The 15944-nt window shown below is 50.3% G+C and carries 12 protein-coding genes; 7 read left to right on the top strand and 5 right to left on the bottom strand.

What is annotated here, in order from left to right; genetic code table 11:
* Window positions 1-138: 138 nt before the first annotated feature.
* Window positions 139-1092, bottom strand: a complete 954-nt coding sequence (locus ACO0LN_RS08545; protein WP_422973116.1) for an aromatic alcohol reductase — start codon at window positions 1090-1092, stop codon at window positions 139-141.
* A gap of 184 nt (window positions 1093-1276) precedes the next feature.
* Between ACO0LN_RS08545 and ACO0LN_RS08540 the strand changes: the two genes are divergently transcribed.
* Both ACO0LN_RS08540 and ACO0LN_RS08535 read left to right on the top strand, forming a co-directional pair.
* On the top strand, window positions 1277-2173 hold the full coding sequence (locus tag ACO0LN_RS08540; protein ID WP_422972771.1) for a LysR family transcriptional regulator: 897 nt from the start codon (window positions 1277-1279) through the stop codon (window positions 2171-2173).
* A gap of 841 nt (window positions 2174-3014) precedes the next feature.
* Window positions 3015-3350 carry a DMT family transporter gene (locus ACO0LN_RS08535; protein ID WP_422972769.1) on the top strand — a complete coding sequence of 112 codons (336 nt, stop codon included), beginning with the start codon at window positions 3015-3017 and terminating at the stop codon, window positions 3348-3350.
* Window positions 3351-3454: 104 nt separating this feature from the next.
* Here ACO0LN_RS08535 and ACO0LN_RS08530 read toward each other — a convergent pair whose 3' ends face one another.
* Complete coding sequence (locus tag ACO0LN_RS08530) at window positions 3455-3880, bottom strand: LysR substrate-binding domain-containing protein (protein WP_422973114.1); 426 nt, start codon at window positions 3878-3880, stop codon at window positions 3455-3457.
* A 371-nt stretch (window positions 3881-4251) separates the two neighbouring features.
* Between ACO0LN_RS08530 and ACO0LN_RS08525 the strand changes: the two genes are divergently transcribed.
* The 5 genes from ACO0LN_RS08525 to ACO0LN_RS08505 are packed head-to-tail and all read left to right on the top strand — an operon-like array spanning window position 4252 to window position 11387.
* On the top strand, window positions 4252-5079 hold the full coding sequence (locus ACO0LN_RS08525; RefSeq protein WP_162041007.1) for an ABC transporter permease: 828 nt from the start codon (window positions 4252-4254) through the stop codon (window positions 5077-5079).
* The gene (locus ACO0LN_RS08520) at window positions 5069-6397 is read left to right on the top strand and encodes an ABC transporter ATP-binding protein (protein ID WP_422972767.1); all 1329 of its coding nucleotides are present in this window, start codon (window positions 5069-5071) and stop codon (window positions 6395-6397) included. The genes ACO0LN_RS08525 and ACO0LN_RS08520 overlap by 11 nt, the downstream gene beginning before the upstream one ends.
* 51 nt (window positions 6398-6448) lie before the next feature.
* Window positions 6449-8950 carry a methyltransferase domain-containing protein gene (locus ACO0LN_RS08515; RefSeq protein WP_422972765.1) on the top strand — a complete coding sequence of 834 codons (2502 nt, stop codon included), beginning with the start codon at window positions 6449-6451 and terminating at the stop codon, window positions 8948-8950.
* Window positions 8951-8997: 47 nt separating this feature from the next.
* Window positions 8998-10176, top strand: a complete 1179-nt coding sequence (gene wecB, locus ACO0LN_RS08510; protein ID WP_422972763.1) for a non-hydrolyzing UDP-N-acetylglucosamine 2-epimerase — start codon at window positions 8998-9000, stop codon at window positions 10174-10176.
* Complete coding sequence (locus ACO0LN_RS08505; RefSeq protein ID WP_422972761.1) at window positions 10173-11387, top strand: glycosyl transferase; 1215 nt, start codon at window positions 10173-10175, stop codon at window positions 11385-11387. Before wecB ends, ACO0LN_RS08505 begins: the two co-directional genes overlap by 4 nt.
* An 8-nt stretch (window positions 11388-11395) precedes the next feature.
* On the opposite strand, the gene ACO0LN_RS08500 is transcribed toward ACO0LN_RS08505, so the two are convergent.
* From ACO0LN_RS08500 to ACO0LN_RS08490, 3 genes are all read right to left on the bottom strand, one after another.
* Window positions 11396-12433, bottom strand: a complete 1038-nt coding sequence (locus ACO0LN_RS08500) for an acyltransferase family protein (RefSeq protein ID WP_422972759.1) — start codon at window positions 12431-12433, stop codon at window positions 11396-11398.
* A 176-nt stretch (window positions 12434-12609) separates the two neighbouring features.
* Window positions 12610-13290 (bottom strand): Fe2+-dependent dioxygenase, encoded by a 681-nt coding sequence (locus ACO0LN_RS08495; RefSeq protein ID WP_162058663.1) that lies wholly within the window; start codon window positions 13288-13290, stop codon window positions 12610-12612.
* Between the two features lie 52 nt (window positions 13291-13342).
* Window positions 13343-15619, bottom strand: coding sequence for a catecholate siderophore receptor Fiu (locus tag ACO0LN_RS08490; protein WP_422972757.1), 2277 nt, complete (start codon window positions 15617-15619; stop codon window positions 13343-13345).
* Between the last annotated feature and the right edge of the window lie 325 nt (window positions 15620-15944).

Raw genomic sequence — 15944 nt, 5'->3', positions numbered from 1 at the left:
TTGTGAGCAGACATCGCGTGTCAGCTTTAGGGCAGCCTCCCTTACCACACAGTCAGTCATTTGAACGCTGAAGATAGCCGAAATGCGAAGTTGGAAGAACTGTCGTTGATATCGTTGTCTAAGCCCTCTGGATGACAATTACTCGCCACGGCCAGAAATTAGGTTCTCATTGATCCACGATGTCACGTCCGTAACCGGAAAGGCGCGATGGCTATTGAAGGTTCCACTCTTATCCCAAGCGACACCTCGTCCTTGGGCAAAGGCTGCACGATACTTGCGCATCATATTCTGCGGCTCGCGGGCCAATTCGCACAGCAAATACTCCTCGCTCCACTCCGAACGGCTGAAGGGACGGCCAAGCGCCATTTGCAGCTTGTCGGCCACCTCCCCGTACGTCACGGTGTCGCCCGCTAGATACATGATCTCGTTCCGGATACGGGGTTGCGCGAACACGATCTCGGCAGTCAGTGCGCCGATATCATCCGGAGTCGTCAGCGTCACAGCAGTGTCGAGGCTGCCAAGGGCGTGAACTGCGTTTTCTTTAAGATTGACGACGCCGAATTCCGGCTCAAACAGGTAGCTCATGAACATGCCGGTCGAGATAATGACCCATTCAGTCTGGTGCTGACTACGCAGCAACTCTCGAACGTCCAACTGTGCGTCGAAGATATCCTGCGGACTGCCACGACCGATCGCATCAAAATCGACACCGAACTGCCATGGGAAGTACCTCGGGATTCGCGCTTGCAGAGCAGCTCGTGCTAACTTCATTGGCGTGTCGGTGCCCGCCGCATAGCCCGCGCACCCGATAACTGTCTCATATTGCCCGAATACTGCGGCGAGCTCATCGATGGAGTTCTCCACAAGATCGCCGAGGACAATCTCGATCCCAAGACCTCTGATCTCGGCGATATCATGTTGCTTGCATGGCAAACTGGACTCAACGGCGCTTGAGCGCAGCAGCACACTGATCTTCACACCGTCGATGTCCTTCGCGCGTTGAGCAAGACTACGCAGCACCGGTAGGCCGAGTTCTCCAGCACCGAGCACGAGAATGGTTTGAGACATAACGTTAGGTTCTACTTGGTTCATTTTTAACGGCACTAGTATTTGGCGGTCTTGCTCGGACATTGTTGATTTCTCCTTTAGGTTTGATGTTTGCACTGTAGCGAGTGCAGCGACGAAGAAAAAGTAGCCATGGAGGTTTTCATCATGCAGAAAATGCGAACAATGTTGGGTTATAGTGCCGTTTTCACTATCGCTATCAGGAAAACACATGGATCGCGTACAAGCAATGCAGGTATTTCTTCGCGTAGTCGAAAGCAGGAGTTTTGTACGCGCAGCAGAGACGCTGGGCTTACCGGCGTCATCAGTCACAGGCATCATCAAAAGACTCGAAAAACACTTGCAAATACGCCTGCTGAACCGTTCCACAAGAAACCTCAGCTTGACGCCGGAAGGTGAAAGGTACCTCGACCGCTGCCGCGAGATACTCGACCTGATTGATTACACGGAATCTAGCCTACACGGCTCTGCCGAGCGTCCGCAAGGTCGGCTGCGCGTGGATATGCCGGGGGGAATTGCGCATGCCTTGATCCTGCCGCAGTTGGATAATTTCCGGCGGCGCTACCCCGATATCTACCTGATGATCGGCATAAATGATCGTCAGGTGGACTTGATCCAGGAAGGTGTCGATTGCGTCATCCGCACTGGCAGCCTCCATAACTCGACGCTGGTCGCGCGCCGTTTGGGGAAGTTGCGTTGGATCACCTGTGCGGCACCGTCATATTTGGACGAAAAGGGTATTCCCAAGGTGCTGGAGGATTTGCAACTACACCGGGCGGTCCATTATTTTTCCAGCACGACGCGGCGAGGAAGTGAGCTGCATTTTGCCGAGGACGGAGACAGCGTCACTGTTACGGTTCCTGGCACGGTGGCAGTTAACGAGACTGGGCTGTACATCAAGCTTGGCCTCCAAGGACGTGGCCTGATGCAGTTAGCTGAGATTCTTGTGGCGGACCAATTGCGGACCGGAGAATTGGTCGAAGTATTGTCCGACAGGCGGCCGGCACCTGTGCCGGTATCACTTCTCTACCCCCATCACCGTTTTCTCTCTCCGGCGATGCGGGCGTTCGCCGATTGGACGGCCGAGCTGTTCAGCAATGTCGGCTAAGGGGCGGGGACTGCCGGTCGTCGGACATCTTATGTTAAGTCTGAGCTATAACACCTGACACCATATGTCGGTCAACCGGCACCTTCCGTGTTGATTCGCTCTGAAAATTGACAAGCTGAAAGCAGCTTCATCTCGATTTGAAAGAACTGGGATTTGAAGGAGCGTATGACCGGGTGGCCGCCTTCGCCAGGAAGTGGAAGGTGGATCAAATTGAAAGGTTCAATTAAGCTAGCAAACGCACACACATACAATATCTATTTTAAGAGTACGATAAACTTTGCATCCGTTTGCAAATGATTTCAGGCCTCTTGCGGTCACCTGAGCCCCGTTTTGGAAGCTCTAGGAGTATGTTGCCAGCCCGTACTGCCAACGCCTTGCCAACCGCGGCGGGCTCTGGGATCACGGCTTTGAATACATTGTATATATTAACCATGGGTTTGTACCTCTATTGTCTGATGTCTCTGCTGGTAATGTAGATACTGAACAACTCTGCTTGTTTGAAAAACGCCACCCTAGTAAAATGCGATGCGTCCATAAATGGTGTCCGCCTGTCCTAGCTTTTTAGTACTCCTATATTTTCGGTTGACTGCCAAAAACAATGTGGGACAACGGTTACGAAGGAAATGTCTCTCAAGGATGGGCGGACAGACCTCCAGGTTCGGCGGGATTTTCATGTTATTTGAAATTAGGCGTTATAACGTGTTTTAAGTCGTTCGCAACGAACAGCAAAACGCATATTGAAAAATTACGAAAGTAGTTGAAGTTTTAAGGTACCGCTCTTTTGGATTGCTCGCGTCACTCGGTATAAGTGATAAGTGGGCAACTTGATTCTAGGTGCCTCATGATTTCTAATTTCGCAGCTTGGGTATTAGTTGCAGCAAGTGTCGTAGCAGAAGTAGTCGGAACCGTTGCCCTAAAATATTCTAACGGCTTTTCCAATGCTTACCCATCAAGTGCGGCAGCAGCCTGTTATACGCTGGCAATCTGGCTGATGGCAGTAGCAATGAAGCGGCTTGAAATGGGAGTTACTTATGCCGTTTGGGGCGGAAGTGGTATCGCACTAACGGCACTAGTTGGAGTTTATTTTTTTAATGAAGAATGGAATCCGGTTAAGCTATTTGGTCTGGCGTTCGTTGTTGCTGGAGTAGTGATGCTTAACCTCAGCAGTCAACAATAGCACCTAACCAACGGTCATCACACCCGTTGCACGTCCTACGCACGCTGCGGTATTGCAGCTGCGTTGTGACGATACGATTGTAAGCGCTTATGGCAGACTATTTTTCAAATCCTTAACGTGTCTATCACCATTCGTAATGCGGGAGACACATTCCGATGGAGGTAATACAAGTACAACCCAGAGAAACTATGACTGAAGGGTTTCAATACGCAAATCAGTGTACCGAGCTCAAGCTCTTCCGCTACTAGGCTCTCGGGCACAGAGGCCAATCCCAAGCAAGCTTTTGCCGCATCTACTTCCATGTAGCTATCGGAGAATGTCCATTGCCCAAGGGGTTTATGTTTTAAGGGTTTTCCGTTCTCCGAAAACTCCCAGTGATAAAGGCTGCCGTCTGCGAATTGATATGCGATGCATGGGTGAGATATCAAGTCCTTTGGTGTCTGAGGGAAACCGTAGCGTTGAAAGTGTTCGGGAGTTGCCAGAATTCTGTGTGAAATTTTCTCTATAGATTCAAATCGCAATATTCGCATATCAAAAAATCCCATCGTTCTACATGTGTACAAATTGCATACAATTGCACGACACTTGTTAGAAATACTCTTCCTGTCTCCTCCCTATAATCTCCACCTGTCAGAGCACGTCTTAGTATGTCTGTGATGTGCAGTAGATCAGCGCTTGCATGATGTGAGCTTGTACTGGCTCTTGTGCGTGAGTCTGGCATCTGTTTGCCGGACGTGAAAGCAGTGCGCTTAGTTGTGCTGCTCAAATAATTATCTCCACTTGTTCAGGTTTTGAACATTCGTATCCCTATGGGGAGGATGAGTTTCGTCTGTACTTTTTGTGGCTGTGCGCTGGTAGTTGGTGACTCTGAATGTGTCGCGAAATTTTTGAAATGAATTGAATGAATCCACACGCAGTACCGTCCATTACCCCCTTGAGCTTGCTTGCTTCTTTACGGCAGCATCGCAGGCTCATCGTGAGTTTGATAAAGCGGGAAGTGTTGATGCGCTATCAAGGCTCCCTGCTGGGTTTGTTGTGGTCTTTTTTTAATCCTGTGTTGATGCTGGCGGTTTATACCTTTGTGTTTAGTGTGGTGTTCAAGGCGCGCTGGGCTGGCGGGTCTGAGTCGAAGACAGAATTTGCCTTGGTTTTGTTTGCGGGCTTGATGGTGTTTGGTTTGTTTTCTGAATGCGTGAGCCGTGCGCCTGGTCTGGTGGTCAGCAATGTGAACTACGTCAAGAAGGTGATATTCCCTCTGGAGATTTTGCCTGTGGTCGCAATGGGGGCTGCTTGCTTTCATTTGATGGTCAGTTTCGCAGTCTGGTTGATTTTTTATTCGATATTTTTTGGTGTGCCGCCTGCGACGATTTTCATCCTGCCTCTGGTTTTGCTGCCGCTGGTTTTGTTGAGCCTGGGTGTGAGCTGGTTGCTGGCTTCGCTGGGGGTTTTTATTCGTGACATACATCAGGTGGTCGGTGTTGCGGTGTCAGTGCTGACATTTTTGTCGCCGGTGTTTTATCCGATAGCGGCCTTGCCTGATGGTTTTCGTGCCGTGGTTCAAGTCAGCCCTTTGACCCAGGTGATAGAGCAGAGCCGTGATGCCATGATCTGGGGCAAGCCGCTGGATTGGCAAAGCTGGCTGGTTTACTTTTTATTGTCTGGTGTTGTTGCCTGGCTGGGTTTTGCCTGGTTTCAAAAGACGCGCAAGGGGTTTGCCGATGTCCTCTAAGTTTTCCATCAAGGTAGAGCAATTGAGCAAATGCTACCAGCTTTACGACAAGCCGCAGGACAGGTTGAAGCAAATGCTTTTATCCCGCTCCAAGACTTACTACCGGGAATTTTGGGCTTTGCGCGATGTGTCGTTCGAGATTGCACCAGGTGAGACGGTGGGCATCATAGGTCGTAATGGTAGCGGCAAGTCCAGCCTGTTGCAGATGATATGCGGTACTTTGTCACCAACATCGGGAACGGTGACGACGCATGGCAGGCTGGCGGCTTTACTGGAACTGGGTGCTGGTTTTAATACTGAATTTACCGGACGTGAAAACGTTTTGCTGAATGCGGCGATTTTAGGTTTCCCGCAAGAGCAGATGCTGGAGCGCATGGGCGAGATTTTGGCTTTCTCTGAGCTAGGTGATTTTCTGGATCAGCCGGTCAAGACTTATTCCAGCGGCATGTATGCACGCCTGGCGTTTTCGATTGCGATTCATGTTGATCCTGAGATTCTGATCGTGGATGAGGCGCTGGCTGTAGGTGACGCCCGCTTTGTCGCCAAGTGCATGCGCCGCATAAAGGATATACAGAAAACTGGTGCCAGTATTTTGTTTGTCAGCCATGACGTTAGCTCGGTACGTACCCTGTGTGACCGCGCCATCTGGCTGGACAAGGGGCGTATGCTGGAGCAGGGTGACGTCTTTCCGGTGACGGGTCGCTATATGGAAATGATGTTTCATGATGATGATGCCAGCGACGATGACGAGCATGAAGCCATGCATGCTGCCAATGTTCCTGTATTGGCGAATGTGCTGGCTGAAGTGGCGGCGGAAGACATTGCACTTGACAGCCGGCCAGTTACTCACTGGGGTTCGCATAAGGGTCTGATACTTTCCGCTGCTGTGCTGGATGCCGGTCGTGCGCGCCGTGACGTGCATGAGTGGGGCAAAAGCATGGAGATCAGGATCAGCCTGCGCATACCGCAAAGTATAGACAGAGAGCATTTAAGCGTTGCCGTCTCTATCAAAGATCTAAAAGGCAGCGACCTTATCGTCTCGACTACCCATGATTTTGAAACCAGGCGCTTGCCAGAGGATGAAGAATTTGAAGTCAGCTTCACACTCACCAACCCGCTGGTTACTGGCAAATACCTGTTGGTTGCCGCAGTAGAGAACCGCCTGCATCGCGATATTCACTATTACGAATACATAGAGGGCGCACATTACTTTTCTTCACTCGCGGATCAGCGTTTCTTTGGTTTATTTCAACCGCCGATCTCGCAAGAGATTGTTGCGCCTGCTCTTGACCTCAAGCTAAAGAAACTGGCTGCCTGAAGACTATGAAGCACTCTTCATCAAAATTAATCAGTGATAGATAACACGAACATGCAAACAGAAATTAATTCCCGCGCGTATTGGGATGCGCGATTTGAAAATGATTGGGTCGCTTGCAAAGGCGACAAACAATCGCGCTTTTTTGCCAGCATCGCCATTCAGCAATTGCCAGGCTGGTTGCTGGACCAAATCAGGCAAGAGAAATTACGTGTGGCGGATTGGGGCTGCGCACAGGGTGATGGAACTGATGTCTGGGCCAGCCATGTACCTGCTGAACAGATTAAGGGCGTAGATTTTTCTGCTGCGGCCATACAGCAGGCGCATGCGCGTTATCCCGCCCTGGCGTTTGCAAATACGGACTGGCTGACGTCATCGCCTTCAGATCAGGATGTATTTGATGTGGTGTTTTCTTCAAATACGCTGGAACACTTTCATCAACCCTACCAGGTTATGCAAACGCTGAGCCAGCGAGCAAGCAAGGCACTGGTATTGGCCTTGCCTTACCGCGAGCTGGAGCGTGAGAGCGAGCATTTCTATTCTTTCTTGCCTGAGAATATCCCGTTGCAACTGGAAAATGGTTTCAGCCTCGTTTGGGCCAAGGTACTGGATTGCCGCCCTTTGCCAAACAGCCTGTGGCAGGGTGAGCAAATCATCTTGATGTATGCAGATATGAGCTGGCTTAAAAAATTGGGCTTGCGTCTGAGTCATGTGCACTTGACGCAAACTGACGTGCAATCTGAACTGCTTCAATTGCAAAACTCACTGAGCGAATCGCAGCTGCAATTACAGCAGGCACAGCAAACGCAAAAATCGCTAGAGTTGGAAAGTGTGCATCAGGAACACATGTTGCTGCAGCATGAAAAAGCTTATCAACAGCAGCAACTGGATATTGCTGAATTGCTTTTGAAGTGTGAAAAGCTACAGCAAGGCATAGACGAGAAGGTGCAACAGATACTCGGCCTGAAAGATCGACTCATGAGTCGTGAACATGCATTGCAGGCGCAATACAAAGTTCAATCCGGGTTGCAGATTGTGACTGACGATCTGCAAAAGAAAGTGGATGACTATGACAAGCTGCTCCAGCAACTTGATCTGCGTGATGCGCAAATCAGCAGGCTGAATCTGGATGTGCATTACAAAGAGCAAGCTATCAGAGAGATTAAGCAGTCTTATTCCTGGATATTGACGCGCCCCTTGCGTTTTACCAAACAGTTCTTTCAAAGTCCTGGACGTGCCTGTTATGACCTGGCGAAATTCATTTTCTGGCGCTTGCCAGCAAAAATGCGCTGGGCATTGCATGGGCCAAGGCATGATTTCGTGCGCTGGGTGAAAGCATCCGCTTTGCCGCTTAATACACCACAGTTGGTGGCTGCTGGGATTCCAGTCGTCATTGACAACCCAGGTGCGCCAGTAGCTATGAAGTCAGCTAAAAACACAGATTTAAGCTGGCCTGAATTCCAGCAACAGGTCTTGTCGCGTCGTGCAGATTACAAGGGTATCTTTGTACAGGAGCTGGTGATTGACTGGAATGTGCCGCTGTACCAACGTCCCCAGCATATTGCCGCTGCCTTTGGCCGCCTAGGTTATCTGGTCATTTATCGCACCGATAACTGGGCAGGTGATGATGTGCAGGGTTGCAGGGAGGTCGCAAGGAATGTCTGGATCACCAACCGCCATGAAGTCAATCAATTGCAGGGTGTGGTGCGTTCATTGTATTCAACCGCCTATGCCAACACACCTGAGCTGTTATTGGAAAATGGGAAGCGCGGCACTTTGGTGTATGAATACATAGACCATATCGACCCGCAAATCAGTGGCGATGCAGAAAATGTGCGCCGTTTGCTGGCCTTGAAGGATTTCGCTTTCAGTGGTGGCGCAGATTATGTGGTGGCGTCTGCCAAGAAATTGTATGAAGAAGCCATCGCTGCTGTGGGCGTAGATAAAGTCATCCTTGCACAAAACGGGGTCGATACTGCGCATTATCGTCACCCTAAGCACCTGAGCACGCCGCTGCCGCAAAACCTGCAAAAATTCCGCGCCAGGTACAGCAAGGTAGTTGGCTACTTCGGTGCGCTTGCTCCCTGGCTCTGGTATGAGGCAGTGGCTGATCTGGTTAATTGCCGCCATGATCTTGGCTTTGTGTTTATCGGGCCTGACTACTACGGTGGTTCTGACAAACTGGTGAAGGCTGACAATCTTTTGTATATGGGTACGGTGGATTATCAAATCCTGCCAGCGTACGCACGCCAGTTTGATGTTTGCTTTATTCCATTCGCCCCCGGCGAAATCGCGCGCACCACTTCACCCCTCAAATTATTTGAATACTTTGCGCTGGAAAAACCTGTGGTCGTAACCAGGGATATGGCGGAGTGCGTCGCGTTTGAGGAGGTATTTTCTGGCAACAGCGTGGAATCGCTAAGCACCGCGCTGGACGCCGCCTTTGCGGTGAAAGATAACCCTGAATTTACCCAGCGTCTGGCTGATCTGGCAGATGCCAATGACTGGGACTGTCGTGCCAGGGCGATGGAAAAAGCATTTCATAAACCTTCATAGCATTGAAATGCGTGGACAGTAATTTCTGAATCTGAAAGTAATTCATCATGAAAAAAATATTGTGTGTCGTTGGTACCCGCCCTGAAGCCATCAAGATGGCTCCCGTTATTCTGGCCTTGAAGCAAGAGCCCTGGGCGCAGGTCAGGGTGCTGGCAACGGCACAACATCGCCAGATGCTGGATCAGGTGTTGTCATTTTTTGATATTGAAGCTGATATTGATTTGAACATGATGCGCCCCAACCAGTCATTGACAACACTCACAGGTCGCATGTTGCTTGATCTGGATGCAGTCTTGCTGGAAGAGAAACCAGATGTGGTCTTGGTGCAGGGCGATACCACGACTGTCATGACAGTATCGCTGGCCTGTTTTTACCACCGCATACCTATTGGTCACGTTGAAGCGGGCTTGCGTACCTGGGATAAGCAAAACCCATTTCCAGAAGAAGCGAACCGGGTATTGACTGGCCGCCTGGCACAATGGCATTTCGCCCCGACAGAAAGTTCACGCCAGAATCTCTTGCGTGAAGGTGTGGCCGATAGCGACATCATCGTCACAGGCAATACCGTGATTGATGCCTTGCTGATGACGGCGGAACGTGAACTGAACCTGGGCATAGAGCTGGATGCCAGCAAGCGCATGGTGCTCATCACTTCACACAGGCGTGAGAATTTTGGTGAACCATTTGCTCATATCTGCCGCGCCATACTGAAGCTGGCGCAAGATAACCCGGATGTGCAGTTCCTTTACCCAGTGCATCCAAATCCTAACGTCAAGGAAGTTGCCCATGCAACGCTGGGTGAGTGTGCAAATATTCATTTGTGCGCACCGCTGGATTATGCCCCCTTCGTGGCAGCGATGAAGCGCGCTTATCTGATCATCAGTGATTCTGGTGGGGTGCAGGAAGAAGCGCCAGCGCTGGCCAAGCCTGTACTGGTCTTGCGTGAAGAAACCGAAAGGCCTGAAGCGGTAGAGCAGGGCGTAGTGAAACTGGTTGGGGCAAATTACGACAATATCGTCGCAGAGACACAAAAACTGCTGGATGACGAGCTGGCCTACAAAGAGATGGCAAGAGGTGTATCGCCGTATGGCGATGGGCTTGCAGCCGGGCGGATAGTGCGTGTACTCCAGCAATATTACGCAGCCCAGGATAAATTGGCTGATAGCGACAGCGAAGCAGCAGTTGAAGCAGCAGTTGAAGCAGCAGTTGAAGCTGAGCCTGCATGATGCGCCTCGTCTATCTCTCACCTGTTCCCTGGAACAGCTTTGCCCAAAGACCACATCAGTTTGTGCGCTGGTTTCATCAGCAATTTAATGCGAAGGTATTGTGGATAGACCCTTATCCCACGCGCTTTCCAGACCTGAGTGATGTGCAACGCGTGCTCGCATCAAAATTTGTGCAGACATCCACTGTTGTTGGCACTGTCAAGGATAAAGAAAATCCAGAAAAAGCGGACTGGCTAACACTGGTCAAGGTTCCTGCCTTGCCGATAGAGCCTTTGCCTGCTTCCGGGTTTTTACAGCAATGGTTTTGGCGCAAGGCCATGGCAGAGATAGATGCATTTGTCGGTAATACCAAGGCGCAGATCGTTGTCGGCAAACCTTCCAAGCTAGCTCTGCAGGTGCTGGTGCGTTACCCTGAGATGGCATCCATGTATGATGCCATGGATGATTTTCCGGCCTTCTATGAAGGCTTGTCCAGCAAAGCCATGCAATATACCGAAGGCAATCTGGCAGCCAGGGTTAACAAAATTGTGGTTTCTTCCAGCGCTGTCTCACGTTTCTCGGATCAGGCTGACAAGCTGAGTCTGATACTGAATGCCTGTGACAGTGATAACCTGCCGCCTGCTTTGCCAAGATCAGAGCAGTCACCAGTGTATGGTTATGTTGGCACGATAGGTCACTGGTTTGACTGGGATGCCGTGGTCAAGCTGGCCTCTTCCCTGATAAACACTGACCCCCGCGCTCTTGTGCGCCTGATAGGGCCAGTGTTCACGCCGCCACCTTGCGCACTTCCAAAAAATGTACAAATCCTGCCAGCATGTAGCCATGCGCGTGCCATGCAGGCCATGCAAAAGTTTTCTGTAGGCTTGATACCGTTCAAACGCAAATTACTGACTGCCTCGGTTGATCCTATCAAGTACTATGAATACCGCTCGCTGGGGATACCGGTTTTGTCATCTGACTTTGGTGAGATGTCTTTGCGGGCAGATGAAGATGGCGTGTTTTTATACAATGGGGAAAGTGATTTCACGACTTTGCTCAAGACTTGCCTGCGACATCGTAGCAGTGCAGATGGCCTGAGCAAGTTCAGGGCAGACAATTCCTGGGCGGCCCGGTTTGCCGCATTGATACCGCTGTTTGATGCGGGTGCTGATCACAGGGGACGCAGGAGATCGGCTACCAGGCTTGAGCAATTTGCATGGCAGCGTGCCTGATTTTTGTTTTAGCGCTCAAACCGGGTTTTCAAGTTCAGAAACCAGGATTCATAATAACGGAAGCTGATACTGGCGGTGATGGTAGCTACAATCAGCGTCAGCAAGAAAACCGCAATACGTGGTTCATGAATCTGCAAGACAGCAAAAAGTTTGGTGACAAAGTTTTTGCACAACATGTGCAGCATATACATGCCATAGCTGATCGACCCAAGATAGGCGATGGGCTTCAATGACAGTATGGGTGCCAGCGGATGACGTTCCTGAATGACGCAAGCTCCAACCAGACCCGCAAACAATATTGAGGCAATAAAGCCAGGCAATATATTGCCGAGCAAGACTAGCAGCAGGGCTATGAAGAACACAGGCGCTGACCATGTCTGGCCAAGGATACGGTAGAGCCAGCTAAAGTGCCTCTCATTGTTCAAGCCTATCGCCAGCAAGGCACCGATGACTATGGGTAGTTGTATGATATCGAATGCATGTAAATCAGCTACCTGGCTTGCTACGCAAACTGCAATGACGCTGATCAGGATGCTGCTGGCTCTTTTGACTGAACCTGCCAGTAACAAGAGTGGTGGCCACACCAGATAAAACTGTTCTTCCGCTGCCAGTGACCAAGCAAAATAAAAAATGACTCGTCCATCCAGGGCGACAAAAATATTTGATGTGTAAGTCGCAAAGTAGATCAGGTTGTGAAAGAAAGCCTGACCTGGTTCAGAATGTCTTTCCAGTGCATATACCAGGACTATATACAGCGCCAGGGTACCGTAATACAACGGGAAGATGCGCAGTGAACGGCGCAGGTAAAACGCCTTGAGGTCTATCTTGCCATTGCGCTCACGTTCTCTTAACAACAAGGTCGTGATCAAAAAACCGCTGATGGCAAAGAATAATTGCACACCTTGCGCGCCTATGCTGGCCAATATTTCATTGATGCCCGCAGGCGCGGTGTGATGCCAGATGACGGCGATGATGCTGATGGCGCGCAAGCCATCCAGGGATGCAAATCTTTTATTTGACAGGTAATCGGCAAACGGCTTAGACATCCATGCTCCTGGCAGACTGGCTGGTGTGCTTGTCAAATTTCATGTTTGTCTGGTCTCAGTGCGCTGGCTGGGATGAATGGTCTTCGGTTAAGGCAAGTTTACCTTTAAGTAAGAAAGCCCGCATGGAAATTTATCTTTGCGGGCTTTGCTGTTTAATTTGCAGGTGACAAGCAATTTCAGGTTTCTGACCACATGCGCAAGAGATTATGGTACTGGCCAGTCAGGCTCAGTACTTCTGCACTGTCACCAAGCAAGCTGCGCAGGCGGGTGATGTTCTGGTCCATTTCAAACAGCATGGTACGGCGGGCGTCGTCGCGTATCATGCTTTGTGTCCATAAGAACGAACATACGCGTTCACCACGGGTAACTGGCAAGACCTGGTGCAGGCTGGTGGAGGGGTAAAGTATCAGGTCACCGGCAGGCAATTTCACTTCATGGGTGCCGTAGGTATCAACTACTTCAAGCTCGCCGCCATCATAGTCTTCCGGGTCACACAGGAACAACGTAGAAGATACATCGGTACGCAGACTGTAGTTAGCATTGGCAACATTGCGCACAGCGCCATCGACGTGCAGACCATAGTGTTCACCACCAGCATAAGAGTTGAACAGTGGCGGCACGATGCGCAAGGGCAGGGCGGCAGCAAAGAACAGAGGGTTGTTTTTTAATGCCGCCAGAACGATGTGGCCCAGTTCTTGTGCCAGTGCAGAGTGCTCAGGCAGTTGACGGTTGCGTTTTACCTGGGCACCCTGCGCACCTACAGTCTGTTTGCCGTCAACCCAGTTGGCTGCGTCCAGCCTTAGTCTTATTGCGCTGACTTGCTCACGGCTGAGCACGCCAGGTATATGTAACATCATTACGATTGCTCCAGAAAAAAGCCCCTCAGGGAGAGGGGCTAGTTTGATTGCTTTAGAATTTTACATTTGCTGTCAGGCTGACGGCTCTTGGTGTACCTGGAGTATAGCGGTAGCCACTCTTGTTGATGGCAGCAACATAGACTTTGTCTGCAATGTTGTTGATGTTTAATTGCAGGTCTATGTTTTTGTTGATGGCATAGCTGGCCATGGTATCAAATACCCAGTAGGCTTCTGTTTTCGCTGGTGTGCCTACTGCACCATCAGTGCCGCGCAACAGTGCGTCAACGAAGCGTGCGCCACCACCGAGCTTGATGCCCATAGGTAATTGGTAAGATGTCCAGGCTGTGAAGCTTTGTTTAGGCGTGTAGCTCAGGTTGTTGATGCCGCTGGCAGTCACCAGTGGACCACTTTCAACACTGGTATCCATGCGTGTGTAACCTGCGCTGACCAGCCAGTTGCGGTTGATCGCACCTGTGACGCCCAGCTCCACACCTTGCACGCGTTTTTTACCTGTTTGGTAGTACAGCAAGTCTGTCAGGTTTTGCACGACTTCATTGGATACTTCGGTACGGTAAATCGCTGCTGTGAAAGACAGTTTTTGATCCAGCAAATCCCACTTGGTACCAATTTCCATATTCTTGGTTTCTTGCGGATCAAACTTTGGATTGGCGGCGCTGCTGGCAGATGCGCTCAAGGCAAAGTTGGAACCACCAGGTGGCTGCTTGGAAGTCGAATACGATGCATAGACGCTGCTGTCCTTGGTTGGTTTATACAATGCACCCAGTTTGAAGTTGACCAGATTGCCAGCCATGTTCAGGTTGGTAGGGATTGGTGTGCCAACTGGCAAAGTTGGATTGGCCGCTGCCGTGGACAAGCTGGCAGCAGAATAGTCTGTCTTGTAATGGTCAATACGTACGCCTGCGTTGGCTTGCCATTCAGGGCTGAACTTGATTGTGTCAAATACATAAGCACTGGCAGTATTGGTTGCGCCACGGGTAAAGACGGCATTACGTACCGGGTTCAGGCCAGTGACAGGGTCACGGGGATTGGGGTTGTAGAAATTAGCTGCTGGCAAAGTACCCAGGCCATCATTGCCCCAGGTATTTTGTTTTTCGCTGGTGATTTCAATGCCGCCAACCAGGCTGTGTTTCAGGCCGCCCAAATCAAGATCAGCCACCAGGTTAGTCTGGTTGGTCAGGATTTCATTTTCCTGGTCTTTCAGAGTGCGTATTCCGCGTGCCAGTGTCCAGGTAGAGAGATCAGTTGTTGATGGCGTCAGCAGATTGGCAGTGGAACCCATGAAGGATGTCAGCAGGTAATGCTGGCTGGTTTTACCGTAGCGTGCCGTGTTGATCAGTTTTACCTTGTCGCTGAAGTCATGTTCAATGCGGCCAGTCAGCATGTCAGCTGTGACTTTGTCAAAGTCATTGACAGAGCCATAGAAATTCTCTGGATTGACTTTAGGCGCAGTGCCAATGAAAGGGCGTTTGGGGTCAGGGCTGGTATAGCCAGGCAGACCTACAGTGGGCACACCACCGTCGGGCACATTGTCTTGCTGCACATGCAGGTAATTCACATAGATGCGGGTAGGTGACTTCAGGCCAAAGGCGAAGGATGGTGCAACACCCCAGCGTTTGTTTTTAACTTCATTGCGGCCAACCACACCGCTGTCCTGATCCACTACGTTGAGGCGAAATGCAGAACCCTGCTCAGCGCTGATGGCCTTGTTCCAGTCCAGTGCCACACGTTTTTGGCTGCCACTGCCGAAAGTCACGTTGCCGAAGATGGCATCATCAAGAGTCGCCTGTTTGCTGACCAGGTTGACGGAGCCTGTAGGTGCACCACGGCCGCCATCTGTACCAGCCGGGCCCTTGAGTACGTCGATTTGTTCAATGTTGAACAAATCACGGGAGATGGAACCCAGGTCACGTACGCCATCCACATAAATGCTGCTGGATGTATCAAAGCCGCGCATGTAGATACTGTCACCGGTGCTGGTGCTGCCATTTTCACCGAGGAAGAATGCGCCAACGCCTGGCGTATTGCGTAGCGCTTCTGTCAGTGTCAGAGCGCCTTGCTGGTCAATCAGCTCGCGTTTAATGACGCTAATGGTTTGTGTCGTATCAACCAGCGGCTGCGTATATTTGGGGGAAGACGCTTTGTCTGCCTTGAAATCATTCTCGGTTTTTGCCGTTACCTTGACATCAGGCAGGGCAGGGTCAGCGGCCTGTGCTGCGATAGGCAGCAAAAATGCCGCCGCTGCCACCGTCATTGTGTGGTTGATGCGCGTATTGAAATTGGAGTGCTTGCGACTCTTGATGTGAACCATGATATTTCCTGGATGATAATGAAAATAAATACCGCTGGCTTTTCTTCAAGAATGGCTGAGGTAGGAATGTGAAAAATTAGAGCGCAATTGTAATGAAATGAAACGTAAAAGTAAATGATAATAGTTCTTATTTGTATTTGGTCCGCATCAATTTTCACTTAAGCAAAATGAAAATTGTCTATGATGCAAGGAGATATAGCACTTGAAGCGGCTTTTGCTTCTTTGTTTAATTGAATTTTCGTTTTGGCAATAAAACGTAATTATTTGTTACTTCGCGTGATATTTTTGTGCCCGCGGTCAACAATAGTTTGAGTACCGCGTTGAT

This window comes from Undibacterium sp. TC9W (assembly GCF_049339865.1).
Taxonomy (GTDB): domain Bacteria; phylum Pseudomonadota; class Gammaproteobacteria; order Burkholderiales; family Burkholderiaceae_D; genus Undibacterium.
This window is presented reverse-complemented; position numbering and strand designations above follow the sequence as displayed.